A 22190-nucleotide genomic window follows, 5' to 3' on the forward strand; every position below is an offset into this window, starting at 1 on the left:
GACTCAGAGACTTACTCTTCGCCCCAGTCTTCCTCGGCGCCCTCTTCCTCTTCTGCTGCGGCCAGAGCGATCATGCGGTCGAAGGTCTCGATGATTGCGACGCGACGGTCCTGCTTGTAGCCTTCTTCCGGCTCCAGCTCGTCGATGCTCTGGTCCCAGGCCTGCAGATAAGTGGCTTTCCATTGCTCCAGCGTCTGCAGATCCGGCCACAGCGGATGCATGCCGCTTTCGGCCATGGCGCACAGAAGCTCGATGCGGCAGGGAACCAGATCAGACTCGGGCTCGCCCGCCTGCAAGGCCTCGGGCGAGTCCAGGGCCTCGGCAATTTCATCGATGAGCTGGCCCGTGATATCCGCCAGCCAGTCCAATGCGGTGTCGTTATCGAAATTGCCGTGCGACCAAGTACCCATGACCAAACTCCTTGCAGCGATATGTCAGTAAAGCAAGGCTCAACATAGCGGGCCTTGATGTCAAAACTGTGTCAGCGCGGAAGATCGATCCAGGCGCGGCAGGTCAACGGTTGCGATTTTTCATGGCGCGCTCCACCTCGCGCTTGCCTTCTCGGTCCTTGATCACATCGCGCTTGTCATGCTCGGCCTTGCCCTTGGCCAGGGCGATCTCGCATTTCACGTAACCGTTCTTCCAGTGCAGATTGATGGGCACCAGGGTATAGCCCTTTTGCTCCACCTTGCCGACGAGGCGCTTGATCTCGTCCTTTTTCAAGAGCAGCTTCTTGATACGTGCCGAGTCGGGATTGACGTGGGTGGAAGCCGTCTTGAGCGGGTTGATCTGGCAGCCCAGCAGGAACAGCTCTCCGTCCTTGATCAGCACATAGCCATCGGTGAGCTGCACCTTGCCGCTGCGCAGGGCCTTGACCTCCCAGCCGTGCAGCACCATGCCGGCTTCGTGGCGCTCCTCGAAGAAATAGTTGAAAGCTGCTTTTTTATTGTCGGCAATGCGCGACGATGTTTCTGGTTTCTTGGCCATGGAATATTAGTTGCAGGCGGACCGGAGATGAAAGCTCTCCCTACAATACTGGATTGCCGTCTCGCCTCTGAGCGATGATTTTAGTTTCGCATCGCGCCTCTGGGTGTATTGGCCTAGGCCAATTCCCTGCTCTTGCGCCCTGCTGATTGCTCTTTGTTCATGAAAAACGTCAACAAGTCCGTCCTCATCTGGTACAGCCCCGAAGAAATGTTTGCCCTCGTGACGGACGTGGCCCACTATGCCGACTTTCTGCCCTGGTGCGATCATGCCAAGATTCTGGAGCAGGACGACACAGGTATGACAGCCGAGGTGGGTATTGCGTTCAGCGGACTGCGCAAGTCTTTCGTGACGCGCAACACGAACAGTAGCATGGATGACGGCGGCAAGCAGGTCAGCATGCGTCTGGTCAAAGGACCTTTCTCGCGTCTTGAAGGCCACTGGCGCTTTCATCCCGTAGGCGACGGCACGCAACGCGCCTGCAAGGTCGAGCTGCAGCTGGACTACGGCTTCGACAACGGTGCCGTGGCCGCCATCATCGGCCCGGTCTTCGACCGCATCGCAGGCTCCATGGTCGACGCCTTCATCAAGCGCGCCGAGCAGATCTATGGCTGATGCTCTGCCCGAGGTTATCGACATCACGGTCTGCCTATCGCCCTGCTCCGGCGCCGTGCAGGAAGCCTTGTTACAGCTTCCCGCTGGCAGCACTGTCCAGCAGGCGCTGGACGCCATGACCGCCCCAACAGCCTTGTCGGACCTGCAACTGCCCGAACCCTTGGCCGGCATGGTCGGCATCTGGGGCAAAGTCGCGAATCCGGGCCAGGTTCTCAAGCATGGAGATCGTCTGGAGGTCTATCGACCGCTGACCGTAGACCCCAAGGTTGCCCGACGCGAACGCTTTGCCCGTCAGGGCGCGCGCAGCGCCGGGCTTTTCAAACGCCAGAGAGACGGAGCCAAGGCTGGCTACTAGCCAGCAGTCAGCGGGACTCAAAAAAAGCGCCTTCTGATGGCGCTTTTTTATCGAGACCCCGGCGAAGGCCCCGGCGACTATTGCGCCGGCTCTGCCATGGGCCCGCAATCGGAAGCAATCACGGCATCGGCGCGCTTGATCTCGGCATCGCGCGCAGCCTCGTCCATGAAGCCACGTTCGCCCTTGGCATTCACCTGGGAGAGCAAGCGGCCCGACGCCAGGGTTGCCTTGGCCTGCCTGGCACGATTGCAATTGTCCTGGCGCTGCTTTTCCTTCTGCAGTCTGTCGGCCTGGGTCTTGGCTGCTTCCTGCTCCTGCATCTTGCGCTTTTGCTCTTCCAGCCCTTTGTCCACGCCTTTGTCCGCCGAAGGCTTGGCGGCAGCCGCACTGGCTTCAGGCACGGCCACAGGCGCCGCAGGCTTTGCGCCACCGGGGCTGCGCAAAATATTCTTGGCAGGGATATCGGCCGGCGGAGCCCTGTCGCTGAACACCTTGCGCCCCTGACCATCAATCCATTGCCACTGGGCAATTGCGGGGACCGTGCAGCAGGCAATGGCTGCAAACAAAGCGAACTTGATGGCGTGCATGGAGTCAATAAGTCTTGGACTGGCGTTGGGGATTCTGGGTCACGAGCCCACATTGTGCGGCAAGTCACAGGTACAATCTTTCTTTTGGAGCCATCACATGCGCCTTCTCGGAAAAGCACTGACCTTTGACGACGTCCTGCTCGTTCCCGCCTACTCCGAAGTCCTGCCCAAGGACGTTTCTCTCGCCACCCAATTCACTCGCAATATCCGCCTGAACCTGCCCCTGGTGTCTGCCGCCATGGACACGGTGACCGAAGCGCGTCTGGCCATCGCCATTGCGCAAGAAGGCGGTATCGGCGTGATCCACAAGAACATGACAGCCGAGCAGCAAGCCGCTGAAGTGTCCAAGGTCAAGCGCCACGAATCCGGTGTGGTGCACGACCCTGTGGTCATCACTCCCGAACACACCGTGCTGCAAGTGCTGCAGCTGTCGGAAGAACGCGGCATTTCGGGCTTCCCCGTGTGCGACGGCGGCAAGGTAGTCGGCATCGTGACCAGCCGCGATCTGCGCTTCGAGACCCGCTACGACGTCAAGGTCAGCCAGATCATGACGCCCCGCGAAAAGCTGATCACCGTCAATGAAAAAGACGGCACCAGCCCTGCAGAAGCCAAGGCACTGCTGAACAAGCACAAGCTCGAACGAATCCTGGTGGTCAACGACGCCTTTGAACTCAAGGGCCTGATCACTGTCAAGGACATCAACAAGCAAACCACCTTCCCCAATGCCGCGCGTGACGCATCGGGCCGCCTTCGCGTGGCTGCCGCTGTCGGCGTGGGTGCTGGTACCGAAGAGCGCGTGGAACTGCTGGTCAAGGCCGGCGTGGACGCGATCGTGGTGGACACGGCTCACGGCCACTCCAAGGGCGTGATCGATCGCGTGCGCTGGGTCAAGCAGAACTACCCCCAGGTGGATGTCATCGGCGGCAATATTGCCACCGGCGCTGCCGCTCTGGCTCTGGTTGAAGCCGGCGCCGACGCGGTCAAGGTCGGTATCGGCCCCGGCTCCATCTGCACCACCCGTATCGTGGCTGGTGTGGGCGTGCCCCAGATCATGGCCATCTCCAATGTGGCCGACGCCCTGAAGGGTACCGGCGTGCCCCTGATCGGTGACGGCGGCATCCGCTTCTCCGGCGACATCTCCAAGGCTCTGGCCGCAGGCGCCTCCACCATCATGATGGGCGGCATGTTTGCCGGCACCGAAGAAGCGCCTGGCGAAGTGATTCTGTACCAGGGCCGCTCGTACAAGAGCTACCGCGGCATGGGCTCCATCGGTGCCATGCAGCAGGGCTCGGCCGACCGCTACTTCCAGGAATCCTCCACCGGCAACCCCAATGCCGACAAGCTGGTTCCCGAAGGTATCGAAGGCCGCGTGCCCTACAAGGGCTCCATGGTCTCCATCGTCTACCAGATGGCCGGCGGCGTGCGCGCCTCCATGGGCTACTGCGGTTGCGCCACGATCTCCGAGATGAACCAGAAGGCCGAGTTTGTGGAAATCACCGCAGCCGGCATCCGTGAATCTCATGTGCATGACGTGCAGATCACCAAGGAAGCGCCCAACTACCGCGCTGACTGAGCAAGTCCCTTGAAATCTGACCAGATTGAAAAATCTGGTCAGAATGCTAAAATCTGGCCTGAACTACTGGTTCTAGCCAGATTTTTTGTTTTCCGCCATGCAATCTATCGGTATTTACGAAGCCAAAAGCCGCTTTTCCGCCCTGGTCGAAATGGTCGAGCAAGGCGAGGAAGTGCGCATCACGCGCCACGGCAAGGAGGTTGTGCGCATGTTGCCCATGCGCCGCAAGCCCGTGATCACCGATGAGCAAATTGCCCGTGAGCTGGAGCAGATCTCGGCTCTGCAGCAGACGGTGAAAGCGCCAGCAGTTGCGACGACCGCCGCTGACAGCATCACCGGCCTGCGCCACACAGGACGGAGCCAGGCATGAGCGCCACCGCTTTTGTGCTTGATGCATCCGTCACCGCCGCCTGGTTGCTGCCTGACGGCGCCAGCGAGCACACCAGACGCCTTTACACCCGTATTCGCCGCGACGAAGTGGACCCGCAAGCCCCTAACCTCTGGCAGTGGGAATGCGGCAACCTGATTGCATCGGGCGTGAATAATGGCCGTATTCCACAGACTTCGGTCGAAGGCTTGTGGGGCGTGCTGGAAGCCATTCGCCATCGCGTAGAGTTGCACGACCTGGCTCCTGCACAGCACAAGGCCGTGCTGGATGTGGCGCTGGACACGGGCCTGCCCACCTACGATGCCGCCTACCTGTGGCTGGCGCAATCGCTGCGCCTGCCGCTGGCCACATTCGACGCAGCCCAGATGGCGGCCGCCCGCAGAAGCGGCGTCACCGTCTGGGCTCCCGAAGATTTCTAATCCCTTTTTGCCACCCTCTTGCCCTTGATCACCATGCAACACGACAAGATTCTTATTCTGGACTTCGGCTCCCAGGTCACACAGCTGATTGCCCGCCGCGTGCGCGAAGCCAATGTCTACTGCGAAGTCCACCCCTGCGATGTGAGCAGCGACTGGGTGCGCGAGTTTGCCGCCGACGGCAAGCTCAAGGGCATTATCCTGTCGGGCAGCCATGCCTCCGTCTACGAAGTGGACGACCGCGCTCCCGACGCCGTGTTCGAGCTGAACCTGCCCGTGCTGGGCATTTGCTACGGCATGCAGACCATGGCCACCCAGCTGGGCGGCAAGGTCGAAGGCTCCAACACCCGTGAATTCGGTTACGCCGAAGTGCGCGCCCATGGCCACACCAAGCTGCTGGAAGGCATCGAAGACTTCGCCACGGCCGAAGGCCACGGCATGCTCAAGGTATGGATGAGCCACGGCGACAAGGTCACCGAACTGCCTCCAGGCTTCAAGGTCATGGCCTCCACGCCCTCCTGCCCCATCGCCGGCATGGCCGATGAAGCGCGTCGCTACTACGCCGTGCAGTTCCACCCCGAAGTCACGCACACCGTGCAGGGCCAGGCACTGCTCAACCGCTTTGTGCTCGACATCTGCGGCACGCAAGCCGACTGGATCATGGGCGACTACATCGAAGAAGCCGTGGCCAAGATCCGCGAGCAGGTGGGCGACGAAGAAGTGATCCTGGGTCTGTCCGGCGGCGTGGATTCGTCCGTGGCTGCCGCCCTGATCCACCGCGCCATCGGCGACCAGCTGACCTGCGTGTTCGTCGATCACGGCCTGCTGCGCCTGAACGAAGGCGATATGGTCATGGATATGTTCGAAGGCAAGCTGCACGCCAAGGTCGTGCGCGTCGATGCCTCCGCCCTGTTCCTGGGCGAGCTGGCCAGCGTGTCCGAGCCCGAGCAAAAGCGCAAGATCATCGGCCGCCTGTTCGTGGACGTATTCAAGGCCGAGGCCGAAAAGCTCAAGGCTGCCAACGCCGGCTCCAAGGGTGCCACCTTCCTGGCCCAGGGCACCATCTACCCCGACGTGATCGAATCGGGCGGCGCCAAGAGCAAGAAGGCCGTCACCATCAAGAGCCACCACAACGTCGGCGGCCTGCCCGAGCAGCTGGGCCTGAAGCTGCTGGAGCCCCTGCGCGACCTGTTCAAGGACGAAGTGCGCGAACTGGGCGTGGCCCTGGGCCTGCCCCGCGGCATGGTCTACCGCCACCCCTTCCCCGGCCCCGGCCTGGGCGTACGTATTCTGGGCGAAGTGAAGAAGGAATATGCCGACCTGCTGCGCCGCGCAGATGCCATCTTCATCGAAGAGCTGAACAACTGGATCGACGAAAAGACCGGCAAGAGCTGGTACGACCTGACCAGCCAGGCCTTCACCGTGTTCCTGCCCGTCAAGAGCGTGGGCGTGATGGGCGACGGCCGCACCTACGACTACGTCGTGGCCCTGCGCGCCGTGGTCACCAGCGACTTCATGACTGCCGACTGGGCCGAGCTGCCCTACGGCCTGCTCAAGAAGGTCTCTGGCCGCATCATCAACGAAGTGCGCGGCATCAACCGTGTCACCTACGACGTGAGCACCAAGCCCCCAGCGACCATCGAGTGGGAATAAAGGGCTGTCGTGAACTGACACGCAGCCTTTAGATTTTTTTCGCATGTAAGCCCGTGTTTTCACGGGCTTTTTTCATTTCCATCTAGTCCTATCTGGAACTAGCCGGTCTTACGAAGTCGGCGGGTTTCGATGGCACTTTGCATGGCACCGAGCGTCGCCCATACCATCCGCCTCGTCGATACCAAGATCCGCTCTCTCAAGCCCGCTGGCAAGCTCTACAAAGTCACTGATCGAGATGGCCTCTGTGTGGCCGTAACCGCTGGTGGAGGAATAAGCTTCCGCTATAACTATAGGATCAACGACTGCCAGGAGACGCTGACAATTGGCGCGTATGGTATCGGCGGGATAGCGCTCGCTGCAGCCCGTGAAAATCAGCTGACAGCGAAGAAGCTGGTTCAAGAAGGCATCAGCCCTGTCCGCGAGAAGATCCGCACCAAGTCCCACGACGGAGCTGACGGAACGTCTGGCAAGTGGGCCGAGAAATGGATCAAGGGCCACTGGATGGCCGACAACACCCGTGACATGCGCCACTCGGTCGATGAGCGCGATCTCCAAGGCCGGTTCGGAAAGCTACATAAGGTTCCGCCGAGCAGGCTCCTAGAATCGATTGGGCCCGGTCACCACGATACGCGCATTACAAGTACTGCATACGATCAAAGAGCCGGAAGAAAGACCTGAACGAAAACTGCTCGTTTGCATCAAGCGCAGCAAGGCTGTTGACCATTTCACTGCCTCTGCCCGCCCCTGCTCACAAGATTGCACTGCCAATTCTCGACGTGCCCGCGCCGTGGTTCGTCCCCCTGCTTTGCTTTACTCTGCCTGCCGCAACCTTCAGTAGCCTCTGAAAAATCGGGCACTGTGCATGACTGACTGCAGGGCAGTCTGCAGCATGGCGCAAGCCTTTGCTCATCGCACGGAGACGCTTGATGGTTGCATCAATCTGCTCAGCCTTGGCCAGCAGCACGTTTCTGTCTACTTGTGGAGCTCCGTCGGCGGGGAGCATGGCGCGAATCTCCTCCAGCGAAAGGCCACCGGCCTGTCCGAGCGCTATCAATGCCAGTTGATCGAGCACATCTGGCGCAAAGCGTCGCCGCTCGCCTGCTGAGCTGGTCGCCTTAATAAGGCCTGTCTTCTCGTAGAAACGCACCGTGGAAGACGCTAGGCCCGTGCGCCGGGCGACTTCTGAAATATCCATGGAGAACCCTTGACTTGAAGTTGACTTCAACTTCTATCATGCCCTCATCCAATGATTGCAGCAACGGAAAGGGCAAAAAATGATATCGACGGATGGATTGGCAAGGCTGGTTCTGACTGGGGTCGGTGCAACAGTCGTGATGGATGTGTGGTCGGTGATCCAGCGGAATTTGGGTATCCCTACGCTCGACTACGCAATGGTTGGCAGGTGGGTCGGACACCTTTTCAAAGGCAGGTTCGCCCACATCAGCATTGGCAAAGCAGAGTCCATACCAGGGGAGCGCCCGCTTGGCTGGGCGATCCACTACGCCGTGGGCATCGGTTTCGCAGCGTTTCTAGTCAGTGTCTATGGGTTAGCGTGGCTGCATGATCCTTCTTGGCTACCTGCGCTGGCCACAGGCACTGTAACCGTCGTCATTCCCTTTTTCGTGATGCAGCCCGCACTGGGCGCCGGCATTGCCGCATCTCGCACGCCCAGCCCATGGAAAAACCGTTTGCTCAGCCTACTGACACATGCAATTTTTGGGGTCGGTCTCTATCTATCGGCATCACTTCTAAAAGTGGTGTGGAAATGAGTTCAGCGCCCAGGACAACTGTCATGACAGAAAACAAGCACACAGAGGTGATTCCTCCTGCGGTCTATCTTCTTGCCCTTAGCCTTTTTGCAATGGGTAGTGCCGAGTTTTTGATGGGAGGAATCCTTCCAATGATCGCAGCGGATCTGCGAATCACACTCCCCACTGCAGGCACCTTAATTTCAGCTTTTGCGATTGGTGCTTTGATTGGAGGCCCACCGTTTGCCATCCTGGCGCTGCGCTGGCCTAGTCGCACCACACTGTTCATCAGCCAAGTGGCCTTCATTGCTGCAACAGCAATTAGTTTGCTAGCCCAAGGATACTGGTCCATTCTTGCCGCTCGCTTAGCAATGGGCTTGGCATATGCCTGCTTCTGGGCAGTTGCCGCGGCAACGGCTGTGCAACTATCGCCTCCCCATCGTCGCGCCAAGGCACTTTCCATTGTTGTCAGTGGCTTGACTGCAGCCATGATTCTTGGTGGGCCTGCGGGCACTTTCATCAGTGAATTGAGCGGTTGGCGTGGTGGCTTTTGGGCGGTCATTGGTGTCACAGCGGTATCTGCGATCTGCAGCCTGCTCGCACTGCCTCGTCAAAGTCGCGGCAAGGCAGCCACACCAGACCTCCATACCGAATTGCAAGCAATGAAGCGCGCGGTTCTTTGGGTGGCGTATGCCACGACGATGGTCACAACCGCTGCATATATGGGCACATTCGGCTATCTGGGAGCCCTGCTGCTTGATGTCAGTGGGATGTCCGCTGAATGGCTGCCTGCTGTGCTGACGTTGTTCGGTGTTGGCGCATTTATCGGACTATCGATTGGAGGCCGGACCGCCGATCGCCATCAGTTCGCCACGCTAGTGACGGGAGTAATCTGTTTGATTGTTGTGTCAGCGGCGATTGCACTGTTTGCCCCCTACTGGCAAGCAACCATTGCGTTGGTCTTCGTTCTTGGCTTCGCAGGCTTTTTGCTGAACCCTGCTGTTTGGGGGCGAGTCTATGCCGTGGCTCCAGATGCACCGATGCTTGCGGGAGCAACGAATTCGTCTGCCTTTCAAGGTGGTCTTACGCTTGCACCTTTGATCGCAGGGCTACCGATCAGCTTCGGCTACGGACTGTCGTCGGTTGGCTGGGTTGGGGCTGCAATGGGTGTTGGCGCACTCGGATTGTCGGTCTTGGATAGGTGGCTAAGCAACCGCCAACCGCCCCGCAAGCCTCTGTAAAGATATTGAATCCGATGCATGCAGCCAGGTGCTCTTTATGGCAACTTTCCAAGTAGGCAGATTGGCACTATTTCTTGGATGCATTCATACACCAAGAGTGGCTAACACTGCCGTTCCAGGAAGTGCGCGCAGATGATCGCTGCCGCCAACTTCAGCAGCGCTTCGTGGATATCCGGTCGGCGTTCAAAGCGGATTCTCAGCTTGCCAAAACTTGCAAACCATCTGTGCGTCCGCTCCACCACCCAGCAGTGCTGGCCCAGCCGCTCGCCACGTTCGATCCCCCCGTCTGCCAATCCGGCTGGCAATGCCTCTGTACCTCAGCTGGTAGTCGTAGTCTTTGTCGGCGCGCAGCTTTGCTGGTCTTTTACGGGGGCGTCCCGCCAAGCCTGCAATCGCAGGATTCGCGTCCACGCACCTCTCAAACATTTTGGAATCGTGCCTGTTCGCGCCGCTGACCAAGATCACCAAGGGGATGCCTCTGGCATATACAACGATGTGTCGCTTGGAGCCGAGCTTGCCTCTGTCCGTCGGGTTGGGGCCCATTTCCTGCCCCCCGGGTGCTTGGTACCGAGGAGCCATCAATGCTGGCCCACCTCCAATCGATCTGGTCATGTTCATGCAGGCGAGTCAGTATGGCTTGGTGCAACTGTTCCCAGACACCAGCGGCGTGCCCGACATCCATCCGGTCAGATTCACTGCTTCATGGATGGCGACCCTCATGCTCGCCGCACTGGGCGGAGCGTTCTGCCTCGTCGGTGTTCGGGCATTTCAGCGTGCCCGGACCACGGTGAACCCCATCACCCCGGCAGCATCGACAACGCTGGTGGTCGGCAGGATCTATCGCATGACACGTAATCCGATGTATCTGGGCTTTGCGCTTTTATTGCTGGCACTCGCCATGTATTTGGGCAAGCTATCAGGATTTCTTCTTGTGCCGCTGTTCATGGCCTACCTGCAACACTTCCAGATGCTCTTTGCTCTCGATCACCAGCCAGTAACCTGATCGAGCAGTAGAGGCTTGCTGCAGCCGGTTTTTTACGTCCAATCGTCTCTGACCTCGTAAATGACCCAGGCCACCAGCAAGACGACTAGTTGCAGACCAATCAGTTGAATCATGAGAGTAGACATCGCCGCTCTCCTTGAGTGCATCGATGCAGTCATGGTCCCACTTCGGATGCTCGCCAGCAAATGAAGACAGCTTGCACTTCGCGGGCTTTAGCTGTTACACATTGGGCTGCTCTATCGGATCGCCCGGCAGCTCTGCAGGCGGTTGATCGTTGGGCGGATCAATCGGATCCGGCTTGGGTTCCTGCTCTTTGAGCGGATTCTTCTGAAGAGTCATGGCGGCCATCTCCTTGCAGTGATGAAGTCGGTGCCGAACAGATTGGCGAATGGGTCACAGACACAATGGGTAGCAGCACCATCGATCTCTGACGAGCTGCGGGCAGCATTCGGTGAGACTCAGGATATCTCGAAGATGTCGCCATCTGACAATGCCGCGCTCTCATGGTAGATGTCGTAGAGGTATTGAGGCAGCTCCTCATGAGTGATCTCGGGAGGAACGACCAGATCCACCGGGCCGCGCTTTCCATCGAGTCCAACCGCAAAGCAGCGCCATCCCGAGTTGCTGCGCTCTATGGCCAGGATGTCGCCAAACACATTGAATCGGTACTTTTCCATTTCTGCTCCACTGTTGAGCCTTGCATGCTAGCCGCATCTGCTCACCAGTCTCGGACAGCCTGTCGCACCTGAATTGCCAAACCTGTGCATCAGGAGCCACCAGCCCGAAGCCTTGTCAGAGTCGATGGAAAGGGAGCATCGCGGTTCTTCTTGGCACTCGCGCCCATCCTGCTTATGCACCAAAGCTGACGTTTTACTTATCGGATAGGGCTTCAAGGTTATTAAAAAGAGTACTGTGGCTCTTGGCGATCGATCTTGATTCGTCATCCAGGACTGGAGGTCTATATGCCAGATAGCCGTATTCCCCCGCCAATCCAGAAGTTCTGGGAAACCACCAAGGAGCTGTTCTCCATGGACAAGGATTTCCCTGCGCCGCCCCAACTAGACCCGCAAGAGCCCACAGACATGGAAAAAAAGCAGGAGGAAGAGAGACTGCTGCGCATGCGCCACAACTACCGACACTGGTAACCCTGTCTCTTGAATCCAGCCTTGCGATTGGTTTTCAACCACCTCTTCAGGTGGTTTTTTGTTGCCTTGAGATACAACAGCATGAGCACTTGGACCAGATCAGGCCTAGGCTACAGAGGAAAAGCAGCGATACGATGAATCGAGAACCGTGAAGCTGGAGACGAAACTCGCGGCAGAATCAAATGGATCACCAAGGAGCCCCATGAAAAACAAAGTTGTGCTCATCACCGGAGGCAGCCGAGGCATTGGCGCAGCCACCGCCCTGCAAGCAGCAGCGGCAGGCTGGGATGTACTGCTCAGCTTCAATACAGACCAGACTGCAGCCGATGCGGTTGTCTCGCAAATCACGGAAATGGGCAGGCACGCCATGGCCATTCAGGCGGATATGGGCTGCGAAGAGCAGATTCGCCGTCTTTTTGCCGTGGCAGATGTACAGTTCGGGCGCCTGGACGCCCTGGTCAACAACGCCGGTATTGTGGACACGGCACAGACGCTGGCCGAGTTCAGTTCGCAGCGCCTTGAGCGAATGTTTCGCATCAACACCATAGGCGCTTTTCTTTGTGCTCGCGAAGCGGTGCTTCGCATGAGTACTGCCAATGGTGGCCATGGTGGAGCCATCGTGAATGTGTCCAGCATTGCTGCAAGACTTGGCGCGCCACGCCAGTACGTCGACTACGCGGCATCCAAGGGTGCTGTGGATGTGATGACTCTGGGGCTGGCCAAGGAAGTGGCTGCGGAAGGCATCCGTGTCAACGCTGTCCGTCCCGGTCTCATTGAAACGGATATTCATGCCAGCGGGGGACAGCCGGACCGGGTTCAACGCCTGGCCGCCGGCGTTCCCATGAAGCGCGGAGGGACGGCTCTTGAGGTTGCCAATGCAATCGTATGGCTCATCTCGGACGAGTCGCCATACACCACAGGTAGCCTGATCGAGATTTCGGGCGGCAACCTCTAACCGGGCACAGCCGTCCAACCACGGCCAGCCCTCGGGTAGTCACACCAGGTGACAAGGCATCTTGCGTCAGCCCGGACGTGTTGGCTCGCTGTCCCCTGAACTGGCAAATCGCGGCGCTATCTGCCTCTCAGCCTTCCCTCGTCCGCGCCAGTCGAGGCCTGTCATTCAGCGATGGCCGTGCCCATGACCGCCACCTGGGCGATGGCCTCCATGCGGTGGACGGTGATTTCCATGCCCTCCGTGGCCTGGATGCGGCCTGTGATGCGGTGGGCGATGTGCGTGATGATGGTGGTAGTACCCAGGCCTATATGCAGGCCGCCCATAGTCATAGTAGTACGAGCCACCATAAGGCTGATAGATGTAGGTATCGCTATACCCGTAGCTGTATCCAGGGCCTGCTGCATAGCAGCCCGACAAAAGCAAGACGAGCGCAGAGACTCCAAACAGTTTCTTCATGTGAGAAGTTTAGACGGACCGAAATCGCGCGGTTTTTCAATGTGTAAGCCCGGCTTTGTGCAAACAACTGCCGGCATCTTGAGGAATTTTCTTTTGACATGCCCCACAACGTCCGGCAGCTGGCGTAGGCGCACCGGTTGTATCCGGGGAATGCATGCAAATGTTTGACGGCAAGCTGGCCTGCTTTTTCAGCTTCTGCCTGAGCGCCGCTGCTGTGTGGGATGGCAGCTGCGCCCTCCCCTCGTTCCGGCCAAGGCACTGCGCAATGAGTTCGCCCGACCAAGCATGCATGCCCGGCTGCCGAATTGCAGCACTACGTGATGGTTGACGAGTGGCGCTACGCTAATAGCCCCAGCTTTGGCCTCCTGGATAGGTGCGCCCACCACTCAATCCGGAGCCCGGCCACGGCCACAGGCTGCCTTGATTTTCATGGCCCTCGTTTCCGCGGTCGCGAAAGTGATCCCGGTCCCAGTCGTTTTCAAAGTCGATCGAGCGATCCCGTTGTTGAATATCGTTGTTTCTAAGATCCCGATCCGCATTCTTCTCAACCTGCTGGGAGCCTGGATCCATTCCTTGCCCATTGACCGGCCTCTGCATCACGCATCCGGTCAATATCAAGGCGAACGCAGTCAGTGCAACTAGCTCTTTCATGGCAGCCCTTTCTACAAGTGGCACTGACAGCCTATTCCTGCCAGCGAATACCCGTGTAATGCGATGTTCGTCGGCACGACGGCAGGAATGCGCATGGGAGCTTATGCATCGACCAGCCCCTGCATTCAAGCTCGTGACTTTCGCAGCAGCACAAAGATGCAGCAAGCACTGCTCTCCTGGCTCCTGAAGAGCGCTCGGGAAAGGATTGCACAACTACTCTTTTGCCACAGCAGGCCTGCCGCCAGACCGGGTCACCACAACCAATGAGATACCGCCCAATATGGCGGCACCAGCCAGAGTCAGCCGCATGGTCCAGGGCTCTCCCAACAGGGAAACGGCACCGATGGCGGCCAGCAAGGGAACGCTCAGCTGTATGGATGCAGCAGCACCCGCCTTCAGCTGGGGTAGCGCCGCATACCATGCGACGTAGCCCAATCCGGAAGTCAGCATTCCGGAGCACAGCGCATACATCAATCCTGCCGTGCTCAATGAAGCTTGCCCCTGCACCATCACGAGCATCAGCAGCGAAAGCGGCACCGTCCGTAAGAAATTTCCTGCCGTCACGCCGATCGGATCGGTTGCGCCCTTGCCGAGCAAGGAATACAGCCCCCAGGCAACCCCTGCCAGGAGCATGAGCAAAGCAGCCCCCAGGGGCGGTGCCGAGAGTCCGGGTCGCAGCAACACCACCAGGCCGCCGAAAGCCAGCACCAATCCGCCCCATTGCCGGGGTGCAAGTGTCTCGCCGCGACAAAGGCCCACGCCCACCATCGTCGCCTGCACCGCCCCGAAAAGCAGCAAGGCACCGACACCGGCCGACAGACTCCCGTAGGCGAAGGAAAACATCGCGGCATAAGCGAACAACAAGCCCGCTGACGTCCAGTTGCCAACACCAGTAGAGGGAGCACGTTTCAGGCTCACGACCAGCGCCAGCATTGCCGCGCCCGAAGCCAGACGCACTACCGTAAAGCTCGCGGCATCAATGGAGTGGGATTGGAGCGCAAGGCGGCACAGCAGCGAGTTGCCGGCAAAGGCCAGCATCGCCAGACCAGTCAACACAGCGGTGTGAAACAAGGGCATCACAACCTCGTAGATAGACCAACCCCGGTATTTTTCCATGTCATCCGCCCGCAACCAAGCAACTGCTGTCTTGATGGAGATAGCCCCGCCTTGCTGCCAGCGCCAGCCCTGTGCCAGGGGGTCTGAGATTCAGCCTGGCAGACTGGAAGAACGCGGCTGGGCGCAGCAAGCGCCATCAGCTTCACAAGATGTCTGGAAGAGCAAAGCCCCGGTCGCCAAAACAGCTGGCCTGACGCTCGGATTCAGGAATCAAGCCACACCATTACCTCTGTGCATCAATTGCACACTTCTAGGCACTTTCTGTGGTTCAGAGAATAAGGGCGGTGAAATTTCCGCGACAGCTACAGTCACCATAATTCCTCAAACTTGACACACATCATGAAAGAGGAAGGGTTGGATGGAGTTCCTAGGCAATCAAAGCGCCCAGCTGAGGATGATGAAATGCCAGATCATGGCGCAAGAAGCACTTCTCATTGCCCTGATCGAAACGCTGGATGACAACAAAAAAAGCAATCTGCAACACAACTTCAGCCAGCGCGCCGAAGAGATCAAGGCGGAGGTCTTGAACTCGATGGCGACAGATGAGCTCTACGAGCGCCTGCTGGAACACCTTGACAGATATTCGAAGACCGTCAACTTGCGCCCTTGACTTGTTGCACAACAAAGACCTGCCCGCCAAGACGCGGGCTTTTTCTTTGGTGGCTTGCATGGTGCCGACTGGGTGGATCACGGCCCCAAACCACCTTCCGAGGCCCAATAGCAGCCGACGATTCCAAGGACAGAAGTTCAAACGCCGGCATCGCCTGAGCGGACTTGCCGGCCTGCTCGCATTCGAATCCGGGTGACGTAGATCAGACACAAGGCATGGCTAAAACTTGTGAGATCACACACCAGGATGTATGAATGCTGGCTGCTGGTTGTCGCTTTGCAATCCAGGAACAGGCAATGCAGCTCCGTTTCGATCTTTGATCGAGGAGGCTATGGTCAGATGTTCTCGAACAACGACTTCATCTTGGTTCTGGCGCCATCGCTGGCGATACTGGTTCTGGCTGCCATATTGATCGTTGCCTGGCTTGTCCAACGATCCCAGCGCTTTCTGCTGTGGCAAGCTTGCGCCTATTCGCTCACAGCACTGCCTCTTGGGGCGCAAAGCCTGCTCCCTCTCGAAGAGCTCAACCGCTACGCCTTGCTCATCGGCAGCTTCTACCTGCTGAGTGCATGGTGTCTTGCCAGAAGCTGGGCAGAGCGCTGGCGTGTATCCGCCCAGCCGCATGCAGCATTGCTCATTGCCATAGTCACCCTGGCTGCGCTTTACCAATTCAGCCGGGTCGAGCCGAATGTCTGGGCTCGGGTGAGCTCTTTCAGCGTGGGTTCCGGTCTTGTTTTACTGCTCCCCATCCTGCAGGTCCGCTCGAAGAAAAACTCATTTGACTGGCTCGATGAATCGCTTCTCTGGCTGAGCATCCTCTTCACCGCCTACACCTTCACTCGACCCGTCCTGATCTGGCTGCTGGGATATTCCGATCTCCGCTCCCTGCCAAGCTCACCCTATTGGATCTTGACGCTGCTGAGCATTCTGAACTTCTCGCTGCTCTTCACCGTGGTGATGACCGCGATTGCCGTGAAGGAAACGATTGTCAAGCTGCGCATGGAACGTGACTTTGATGCTTTGACGCAGATACTGAATCGCCGCTCCTTTCAGGAATATGCCCAGAAGCGTCTTGACGACCTGAGGCTCTATCCCATGGCTGTGCTGGCCTGCGATATAGATCACTTCAAACGCATCAACGACGCCTGGGGCCACGAGCGCGGCGACAAGGTGCTGCAGCTTGTCTCGGCGATTTTGCAAAGCAATATGCGAGAACACGACCTTGTTGCCCGGTTTGGCGGTGAGGAGTTTGTGATTCTGCTGACGAACATTGCTCTGAACGATGCCGAAGCCATTGCCCGGCAAATCCAGCTCGACATCGGCTCAAGCAATGACATTCTTCCATCAGGCTCCAGAATGACCATGAGCTTCGGGCTTTCATCGGTCGCCCAGGCTCTTCAATTTGAGCGGGCCCTTAAGGAAGCGGATCAGCTCCTCTACCAAGCAAAGAATGCCGGGCGTGATCGGGTGCATGTGTCTGGAGTGGACTATCCGGATATACCGATCGAAAGCACACTGCAGCCAGACAAGATTGCGGCGTGATCCGTCGCGGCGACTCTTGCCCCTCGGAACCGGCCTGAAGCAGCCTTTCGTTCAGACACGCACAATGCACGCAAGCAAATTCGGCTTGTTCAGAGACAAAGCATGTTCACAACCAAGTGGAGGCCCGCCGCATCCATAAAAGTCAAGGCACTTGGACTTCACTGGCAAGAAGGCAAGTTGTTGGCCGCAGAGGTATTGGATGACCAGGGCCACCTGAAAGGTGTTCGCCCCCTTAGAGGAAGCGTCGAATTCGGGGAGCACTGGCAATCAGCGCTGATACGTGAGTTCAAGGAGGAGCTGGGAGTTGACGTCGAAGTAATAGGTACTCCGCTCGTCATGGAGAACATCTATACCCATGAAGGGGAACCCGGCCACGAAGTGCTGTTCATTTGCGAGGTGCTGTTCAGCATCGCAAATTTTGAAAACCGGAGCAGCATTGAGTTTCATGAAGACAGTGGAACGCAATGCACCGCCAGATGGTTTGACCTGGCCGAACTCGACCTGCCTGAAGGGCCCTCTCTTTTCCCTGTGGGTCTAAAGAAAGCTCTTCAGGGCAAGCATCATTGCCAGGCAAATACTGCCACTCGCAGTCCTGTTTGCGCTGAAGGTCTTGCACTGTCGCTGAATGACTGAAATAGACCAGGCTCCGGCTCTGCTACGGTCAAAAATTCTCCCTTGAAGGAATGCTCCAGCATGGAAGTTCGCCCATCACATATCCGCAAATTTTCTGCTGCCGATCTGGGCAGCGCATTTCAGCTTCTGACAAGCAATGGATGGTCTTACCGCATCCCGGACCGCCAATTTCTTGAGCGCCTTGTCTCAGCATCTCAACGAGTGGTCGTGGCCGTCTCCCACGACCAGGTGGTCGGGTTTGCGCGCGCAATCACTGACGGACTGTCCAATGGCTATCTGTCGATGGTTGTGGTGGCTCCGGAATGGAGAGGCAAGGGAATGGGTAGAAGCCTGGTCAAAGAGATTGTGAGCGACGACGAAGGCATCACCTGGATGCTGCGAGCCTCTCGCTCCCAAGCGCCAGCATTTTTTTCGAAACTTGGATTTGTGCCATCGAGCGATGCGATGGAGCGGACCCGGAAACGCACCAGCTAGCAGTACCGCCGATGCCCCGCCTGGGTCGACTGCAAGCGGCTGCCTTCGACACCAGCAGCAGACAACCGACAGACAGTATTCGCAGGCCCTCGGATGCACATCTGGGATGCGCGCGCGGCCACCTGTCATCAGCCACGCTGACAGCAGGTATTCGAGAAACACATCATGCTTCCCGGTGATCGGCCGCCCCGGACTTCCAGTATCCCTTCGCGCTCACGACATGCCTGGGCAGCTCTCGCTCTTGAAAGTAATGATGCTTCAAGGTACGAATGGCCCCAGACTCTCCCGCAATCCAGATGTAGCCGGGCCCTGTCGGCAAGGGGCGGTGCAGCAGTGCCTGGCACAGGCTCAGGCCGGGTTCAGGCTGGGCATTGATCCACTGGACGCGCAGCTTGGCCTGGCTGTCGATAGGCTGATGCTCACTTGGCGACAGCACTTCCGCATAGACCTTGGCATTGATGCTGGCAGGCAATCGGCTGGCAATGCTCTGGATGCCGGGCAAAGCGGTTGCATCGCCTGCCAGCATGACCCATTGCGTATTGCCGGGGAGCAGGAAACCGCCGCTGCGAGGCCCTGCGATTCCGATGTGTTCGCCAATCAAAGCCCGATATGCCCACTCAGAAGCCGGACCGGAGCCGGATCCTGCTCCATGCAGAACAAAGTCCAGATCCAGCGTTCCGGCCTTGAAGTCGACGCTTCGTATCGTGTAGGCACGCCCTTCCCCGGTGGGAAGAAAGACCTTGACCCAGGCGGCTGGTTCATCGACTCCCTGCACTTGAAGAAATGCTGCAATCTCGTCACCGCCCACCGTGATTCGCCGCATATGTGGCGTGATGGAATGAACTGCCTGCACGACTCCTACGGCTCTTGCTGTGCGCGGCTTGTGGTCGATTTCATGCACGGGGCACTCCTTGGGGCAAGAAGGTCAGCAGCCGCACTGCGACCAGCAGGAATGGGGCGACAAAGGTGCCTAACCATGTCCGAGACAGCAAGACCGTCACAGACTGCGTCCCGATGATCGGAAATCCGGTGAACACCGCCTGTGTGACAGGCAGCAGCTTGATAAATACGTTGACGGTGGGCGGCTGACAGGCCGCCGCAGCCACCGTCCCATGAGAACGAATGGACATCTATCACTCCAAATATGAGCATTTGCTCGATATGTGAAAGAATATGAGCCATTGCTCGCATTGAAAACTCGCGTTCGGACAGACCTATGCCGACCCTGCCTCAACCACGACGCATCCCTCGCCAGAACCGCTCACGGGCCTTGGTCGATGCAATTCTTGAAGCTACGGCTCGCGTTTTGAGCGAGCGCGGCTATGCAGGAACCAATACCAATCTGGTTGCCGAACGCGCCGGGGTCAGCGTCGGCTCCGTCTACCAGTACTTTCCCAACAAGGATTCCCTGATCACGGCCCTGCATGAACGGCACGCGGTAGAAATGCACGCAGCCATGGAAACCGTCCTGGCGGGCACCACGTCGCCCAGCCTGCTGGAGCGGCTGGCAGCCATCGTGCATGCATGGCTGGCGGCGCATCAGGTTGCTCCCGAGTTGCACCAGGTGCTGGAGAAAGAGTTTCCGTTCTTTGATGCACCATCGGATCAGAGCGCGGCCGATCAAAGCATTCATTGCCGCATTCGTCAGCTGCTGGAAGAGCACCGGGATGAAGTCGTCCAGGAAGACCTGAATCTCGCCACCTGGATTGTGTTGCGGACCATGGAGTCATTGATTCATGCCGCTGTCATTCCTCCCGGAACGCCTCACCCGATCCAGAAGACCGAGCAGGCCATCGTGGAGATACTGATTGGCTATCTCTGTAGCGGCTCGCGGCGCACCGCATGAAGGTTGGGCTTCAGTGCATGGTGCTCGCGGGAGCAGCCAAGGCTATGGCATGAAAATAGTTCAATGAGATCGGAAATTCCATTGCGCCCAAGCAAGGCCTGTCCAGTGGTCATTCGGGGCCAAGGCGCTATCGAAATACTGGCATTTGAGCACCCGCTGACAGGTCTGCAACTTGTCAAAGGCACGATTGAACCGGGCGAGAACTCCAGAGAGGCGGCATTGCGCGAATTGCGCGAGGAAAGTGGACTTCAAGCATCTGAAGTCTTGCTGGATCTGGGAATATGGTTATCTGGCTACGAGGACCAAATTTGGGCATTCCATCTGTGTGATGTGCGTCATTCACCCGAATCTTGGACACATCAAACCAGCGATGATGGCGGTCATGATTTCAAGTTCTTCTGGCATCCGCTTGCCCAGCCGCCCAATGAGCGATGGCACTGGGTGTTTCACGGTGCGCTGAAATACATCGCAAGCAAGTTATCCGCGTGACTCGATTGGCTGCTCGGAGGTGGGGCTGTTCCCGCAACCGGCCTGATTGCAGACTTTGGGACAAGGCATCGGACGGAGGCAGGATGAAGCATTTACCAGCCTGACTTGCGTCCGAAGCTCCACGAGGCAAACTCGCTCGGATCTTCCGGCAAGCCGTAAAGAGACACTCTTCGATTGTACCATCCCAAGATCAAAATCGGCGCTTATGCCCGATAAACAGCTTCAGTCGCCTGTATCCCAGCACGATGCCGGTCAGTGCCAGAGCCAACGTACCAATGCTCAGCAAAACGAGGATGGCATCACGCGGCCAGGCGTGGTGCAGCATCCACGGCAGATCCCAACTGTGCAGGAAATTGAACAGCCATCGCCCTGTACGCTGCCTTTGGTCCAGGCTCAGCACAACATCACCTGAGTACGGGCTGATGTATACGATGGTGCTTCCCGGATCTCCAAACTGCATCCGAAGCACAGGCAGATCACGCGCCGCTGCTGAATACATTGAGGCCTCACCCCGACGGTAATAGTAGGCGTCGTACTCGTTCAGCAGCGTTGTCGAGCGAATGGCAAAAGGAAACAACTTCTTCGCAGCCTGTTCTAGCTTCGAACGGTCAAGTTCCCGCTCAACCTGGGGCGCAGCAAGGCTTGCGGACACGATGCGGGTCTCCCCTAGCCCATTGCAGGCCAGGAGGTAGGGCTGTCCATCCAGTACCTTCCATTCGACCTCGCGCGTGTCAAACCCCTCGGCACTGAGCAGTGTCAGCGCTTTGTGCGTGGTGAGCCTGAGGGGATTGCTTCCTGGACCTGCCTGCTGGTAGGCACGCAGATCGGGACGAGGTCCTTGCGGGCTGAAGATACCCAGCGGATTCATGGACATCAGGCCGCTGAAGATCCAGCAGATCATCATCGCTCCAAATACGAGGCCAGTGATGTGATGCCAGCGCATCTGGAACTCCCGATACGGCGTCTTGGCTCCAGATTTGTAGCGACCGTTGAAGCGCCATCGCCAGATGCCCACCAAGGCACCGGCAATGGCGGAGACGGTTCCCAATGCCGAGAGTCCGATGACCAGCCAGCTCCACACAGTGTCCTTGGAACCTTCACGCAGCATATACACCCAGTGAAGCCAGGCTCCCACGTAGTTCCAGTAGCGTTGATGGCGCGGTACATCCATGACCACCTCGGCAGTAGTCGACGAGATGTACAGCAGGCTTGATGCGGAATCGTCCATCAGGACCTTGATGAGAGGCCGATGGGGATCGAGCAAGGCGGAATGCGTCCAGCGATCGTCTTGCGTGTGACCTTGCAGCACTCCATTTGCTCCGGGCAGGAACACCTGGGCACTGCGCAAGGCTGTTGCGTCGTCGGGCAGCGGCACAACAACGCCCGTGCCGGCATCAACCACACGCAGCGTGCCGTCCGCCTCCTTGAGCCGGTAGCTGGGGCGGCCCGCAATAGTGGTGAGCATGATCTGCTGCACCTTGTCAGCAGACTGGCTTTGCTTCAGAGCTGCCTCAACAGGCAGGTAGCTCTGGCCAGAGCTCAGGGAAGGCAATGCCTGCAGGCGCTCGGTCGGCAGCAGTTTGGGGTAGCCGACAAAGAGCATCACCACCCCGCTGAAGAGCCAGAGCGCCATCAGCACACATGCAGCCACCCCGGTCCATCGATGCGCCAGAAACACAAGCCGTTTGGCATGGGCAGAAGTCCACATCG

Annotated in this window: 29 protein-coding genes and 1 pseudogene; 18 read left to right on the top strand and 12 right to left on the bottom strand. The window is 58.3% G+C overall.

The features are described from left to right. Positions 1–11 precede the first annotated feature (11 nt). Positions 12–410, bottom strand: coding sequence for a DUF4259 domain-containing protein (locus CTR2_RS14490; protein ID WP_087083200.1), 399 nt, complete (start codon positions 408–410; stop codon positions 12–14). A 103-nt stretch (positions 411–513) separates the two neighbouring features. After that, positions 514–987: an SsrA-binding protein SmpB gene (smpB, locus tag CTR2_RS14495; RefSeq protein ID WP_003054725.1), complete on the bottom strand. Its 474-nt coding sequence runs from the start codon at positions 985–987 to the stop codon at positions 514–516. 159 nt (positions 988–1146) lie between these two features. Here smpB and CTR2_RS14500 point away from each other — a divergent pair, with 159 nt between their 5' ends. Further along, positions 1147–1599 carry a type II toxin-antitoxin system RatA family toxin gene (locus CTR2_RS14500; RefSeq protein ID WP_087083198.1) on the top strand — a complete coding sequence of 151 codons (453 nt, stop codon included), beginning with the start codon at positions 1147–1149 and terminating at the stop codon, positions 1597–1599. Further along, positions 1592–1954, top strand: a complete 363-nt coding sequence (locus CTR2_RS14505; RefSeq protein WP_087083196.1) for an RnfH family protein — start codon at positions 1592–1594, stop codon at positions 1952–1954. Before CTR2_RS14500 ends, CTR2_RS14505 begins: the two co-directional genes overlap by 8 nt. Before the next feature lie 77 nt (positions 1955–2031). Here CTR2_RS14505 and CTR2_RS14510 read toward each other — a convergent pair whose 3' ends face one another. Continuing rightward, complete coding sequence (locus CTR2_RS14510; protein WP_087083194.1) at positions 2032–2541, bottom strand: DUF4124 domain-containing protein; 510 nt, start codon at positions 2539–2541, stop codon at positions 2032–2034. Positions 2542–2638: 97 nt separating this feature from the next. Here CTR2_RS14510 and guaB point away from each other — a divergent pair, with 97 nt between their 5' ends. The 5 genes from guaB to CTR2_RS14535 all read left to right on the top strand — a co-directional run bounded on the left by guaB (position 2639) and on the right by CTR2_RS14535 (position 7249). Then, the gene (guaB, locus tag CTR2_RS14515; RefSeq protein WP_087083192.1) at positions 2639–4114 is read left to right on the top strand and encodes an IMP dehydrogenase; all 1476 of its coding nucleotides are present in this window, start codon (positions 2639–2641) and stop codon (positions 4112–4114) included. A gap of 97 nt (positions 4115–4211) precedes the next feature. Then, positions 4212–4484 (top strand): type II toxin-antitoxin system Phd/YefM family antitoxin, encoded by a 273-nt coding sequence (locus CTR2_RS14520; RefSeq protein ID WP_087083190.1) that lies wholly within the window; start codon positions 4212–4214, stop codon positions 4482–4484. Further along, positions 4481–4921 carry a type II toxin-antitoxin system VapC family toxin gene (locus CTR2_RS14525; RefSeq protein WP_087083188.1) on the top strand — a complete coding sequence of 147 codons (441 nt, stop codon included), beginning with the start codon at positions 4481–4483 and terminating at the stop codon, positions 4919–4921. Before CTR2_RS14520 ends, CTR2_RS14525 begins: the two co-directional genes overlap by 4 nt. Positions 4922–4954: 33 nt before the next feature. Further along, positions 4955–6571: a glutamine-hydrolyzing GMP synthase gene (guaA, locus tag CTR2_RS14530; RefSeq protein WP_087084583.1), complete on the top strand. Its 1617-nt coding sequence runs from the start codon at positions 4955–4957 to the stop codon at positions 6569–6571. A 141-nt stretch (positions 6572–6712) separates the two neighbouring features. After that, positions 6713–7249 (top strand): Arm DNA-binding domain-containing protein, encoded by a 537-nt coding sequence (locus tag CTR2_RS14535; protein WP_087084582.1) that lies wholly within the window; start codon positions 6713–6715, stop codon positions 7247–7249. A 70-nt stretch (positions 7250–7319) separates the two neighbouring features. Here CTR2_RS14535 and CTR2_RS14540 read toward each other — a convergent pair whose 3' ends face one another. Then, positions 7320–7766, bottom strand: coding sequence for a helix-turn-helix domain-containing protein (locus tag CTR2_RS14540; RefSeq protein ID WP_087083186.1), 447 nt, complete (start codon positions 7764–7766; stop codon positions 7320–7322). Positions 7767–7845: 79 nt separating this feature from the next. On the opposite strand from CTR2_RS14540, the gene CTR2_RS14545 reads away from it, so the two are divergent. Together CTR2_RS14545 and CTR2_RS14550 are read left to right on the top strand one after the other, a co-directional pair. Continuing rightward, a complete protein-coding gene (locus tag CTR2_RS14545; protein WP_087083184.1) occupies positions 7846–8340 on the top strand; it encodes a DUF2938 domain-containing protein in 495 nt (164 codons plus the stop codon). A 23-nt stretch (positions 8341–8363) separates the two neighbouring features. Continuing rightward, on the top strand, positions 8364–9560 hold the full coding sequence (locus tag CTR2_RS14550) for an MFS transporter (protein ID WP_087083183.1): 1197 nt from the start codon (positions 8364–8366) through the stop codon (positions 9558–9560). Between the two features lie 101 nt (positions 9561–9661). Here CTR2_RS14550 and CTR2_RS14555 read toward each other — a convergent pair. Next, positions 9662–10245: pseudogene (locus tag CTR2_RS14555) on the bottom strand (IS5 family transposase); the annotation flags it as partial. Here CTR2_RS14555 and CTR2_RS14560 point away from each other — a divergent pair. Beyond that, positions 10171–10563 (top strand): methyltransferase family protein, encoded by a 393-nt coding sequence (locus CTR2_RS14560; protein ID WP_087084581.1) that lies wholly within the window; start codon positions 10171–10173, stop codon positions 10561–10563. The pseudogene CTR2_RS14555 and the gene CTR2_RS14560 sit on opposite strands and share 75 nt — an antisense overlap. Positions 10564–11021: 458 nt before the next feature. On the opposite strand, the gene CTR2_RS14565 is transcribed toward CTR2_RS14560, so the two are convergent. Further along, positions 11022–11240, bottom strand: coding sequence for a DUF7661 family protein (locus CTR2_RS14565; RefSeq protein WP_087083181.1), 219 nt, complete (start codon positions 11238–11240; stop codon positions 11022–11024). 285 nt (positions 11241–11525) lie between these two features. Here CTR2_RS14565 and CTR2_RS14570 point away from each other — a divergent pair, with 285 nt between their 5' ends. Further along, positions 11526–11708, top strand: a complete 183-nt coding sequence (locus tag CTR2_RS14570) for a hypothetical protein (RefSeq protein WP_012838487.1) — start codon at positions 11526–11528, stop codon at positions 11706–11708. Positions 11709–11910: 202 nt separating this feature from the next. Continuing rightward, positions 11911–12663 (top strand): SDR family oxidoreductase, encoded by a 753-nt coding sequence (locus CTR2_RS14575; protein WP_087083179.1) that lies wholly within the window; start codon positions 11911–11913, stop codon positions 12661–12663. 161 nt (positions 12664–12824) lie between these two features. Here the strand turns inward: CTR2_RS14575 and CTR2_RS14580 are convergent, their stop codons facing one another. The 3 genes from CTR2_RS14580 to CTR2_RS14590 all read right to left on the bottom strand — a co-directional run bounded on the left by CTR2_RS14580 (position 12825) and on the right by CTR2_RS14590 (position 14847). Continuing rightward, the gene (locus CTR2_RS14580) at positions 12825–13010 is read right to left on the bottom strand and encodes a hypothetical protein (RefSeq protein ID WP_140401024.1); all 186 of its coding nucleotides are present in this window, start codon (positions 13008–13010) and stop codon (positions 12825–12827) included. Positions 13011–13461: 451 nt separating this feature from the next. After that, on the bottom strand, positions 13462–13770 hold the full coding sequence (locus CTR2_RS14585; protein ID WP_176391640.1) for a hypothetical protein: 309 nt from the start codon (positions 13768–13770) through the stop codon (positions 13462–13464). A gap of 213 nt (positions 13771–13983) precedes the next feature. Further along, positions 13984–14847, bottom strand: coding sequence for a DMT family transporter (locus CTR2_RS14590; protein WP_087084580.1), 864 nt, complete (start codon positions 14845–14847; stop codon positions 13984–13986). Between the two features lie 397 nt (positions 14848–15244). Here CTR2_RS14590 and CTR2_RS14595 point away from each other — a divergent pair, with 397 nt between their 5' ends. The 4 genes from CTR2_RS14595 (at position 15245) to CTR2_RS14610 (ending at position 18145) form a co-directional block, all read left to right on the top strand. After that, complete coding sequence (locus CTR2_RS14595) at positions 15245–15496, top strand: hypothetical protein (RefSeq protein WP_087083175.1); 252 nt, start codon at positions 15245–15247, stop codon at positions 15494–15496. A gap of 339 nt (positions 15497–15835) precedes the next feature. Beyond that, a complete protein-coding gene (locus CTR2_RS14600; RefSeq protein WP_087084579.1) occupies positions 15836–17038 on the top strand; it encodes a GGDEF domain-containing protein in 1203 nt (400 codons plus the stop codon). 102 nt (positions 17039–17140) lie between these two features. Continuing rightward, positions 17141–17671, top strand: coding sequence for an NUDIX hydrolase (locus CTR2_RS14605; protein ID WP_176391639.1), 531 nt, complete (start codon positions 17141–17143; stop codon positions 17669–17671). 60 nt (positions 17672–17731) lie between these two features. Further along, on the top strand, positions 17732–18145 hold the full coding sequence (locus CTR2_RS14610) for a GNAT family N-acetyltransferase (RefSeq protein ID WP_087083173.1): 414 nt from the start codon (positions 17732–17734) through the stop codon (positions 18143–18145). 163 nt (positions 18146–18308) lie between these two features. Here CTR2_RS14610 and CTR2_RS14615 read toward each other — a convergent pair whose 3' ends face one another. Then, complete coding sequence (locus CTR2_RS14615; RefSeq protein ID WP_087083171.1) at positions 18309–19046, bottom strand: siderophore-interacting protein; 738 nt, start codon at positions 19044–19046, stop codon at positions 18309–18311. Beyond that, positions 19039–19275, bottom strand: coding sequence for a hypothetical protein (locus CTR2_RS14620; protein WP_087083169.1), 237 nt, complete (start codon positions 19273–19275; stop codon positions 19039–19041). The genes CTR2_RS14615 and CTR2_RS14620 overlap by 8 nt, the downstream gene beginning before the upstream one ends. Before the next feature lie 86 nt (positions 19276–19361). Between CTR2_RS14620 and CTR2_RS14625 the strand changes: the two genes are divergently transcribed. Further along, positions 19362–19991 carry a TetR/AcrR family transcriptional regulator gene (locus CTR2_RS14625; protein ID WP_176391638.1) on the top strand — a complete coding sequence of 210 codons (630 nt, stop codon included), beginning with the start codon at positions 19362–19364 and terminating at the stop codon, positions 19989–19991. Between the two features lie 63 nt (positions 19992–20054). Further along, a complete protein-coding gene (locus CTR2_RS14630) occupies positions 20055–20480 on the top strand; it encodes an NUDIX hydrolase (RefSeq protein WP_087083165.1) in 426 nt (141 codons plus the stop codon). Between the two features lie 190 nt (positions 20481–20670). Here the strand turns inward: CTR2_RS14630 and CTR2_RS14635 are convergent, their stop codons facing one another. Then, positions 20671–22188 (bottom strand): PepSY domain-containing protein, encoded by a 1518-nt coding sequence (locus tag CTR2_RS14635; RefSeq protein ID WP_087083162.1) that lies wholly within the window; start codon positions 22186–22188, stop codon positions 20671–20673. Between the last annotated feature and the right edge of the window lie 2 nt (positions 22189–22190).

This window comes from Comamonas thiooxydans (genome assembly GCF_002157685.2).
Taxonomy (GTDB): domain Bacteria; phylum Pseudomonadota; class Gammaproteobacteria; order Burkholderiales; family Burkholderiaceae_C; genus Comamonas; species Comamonas testosteroni_H.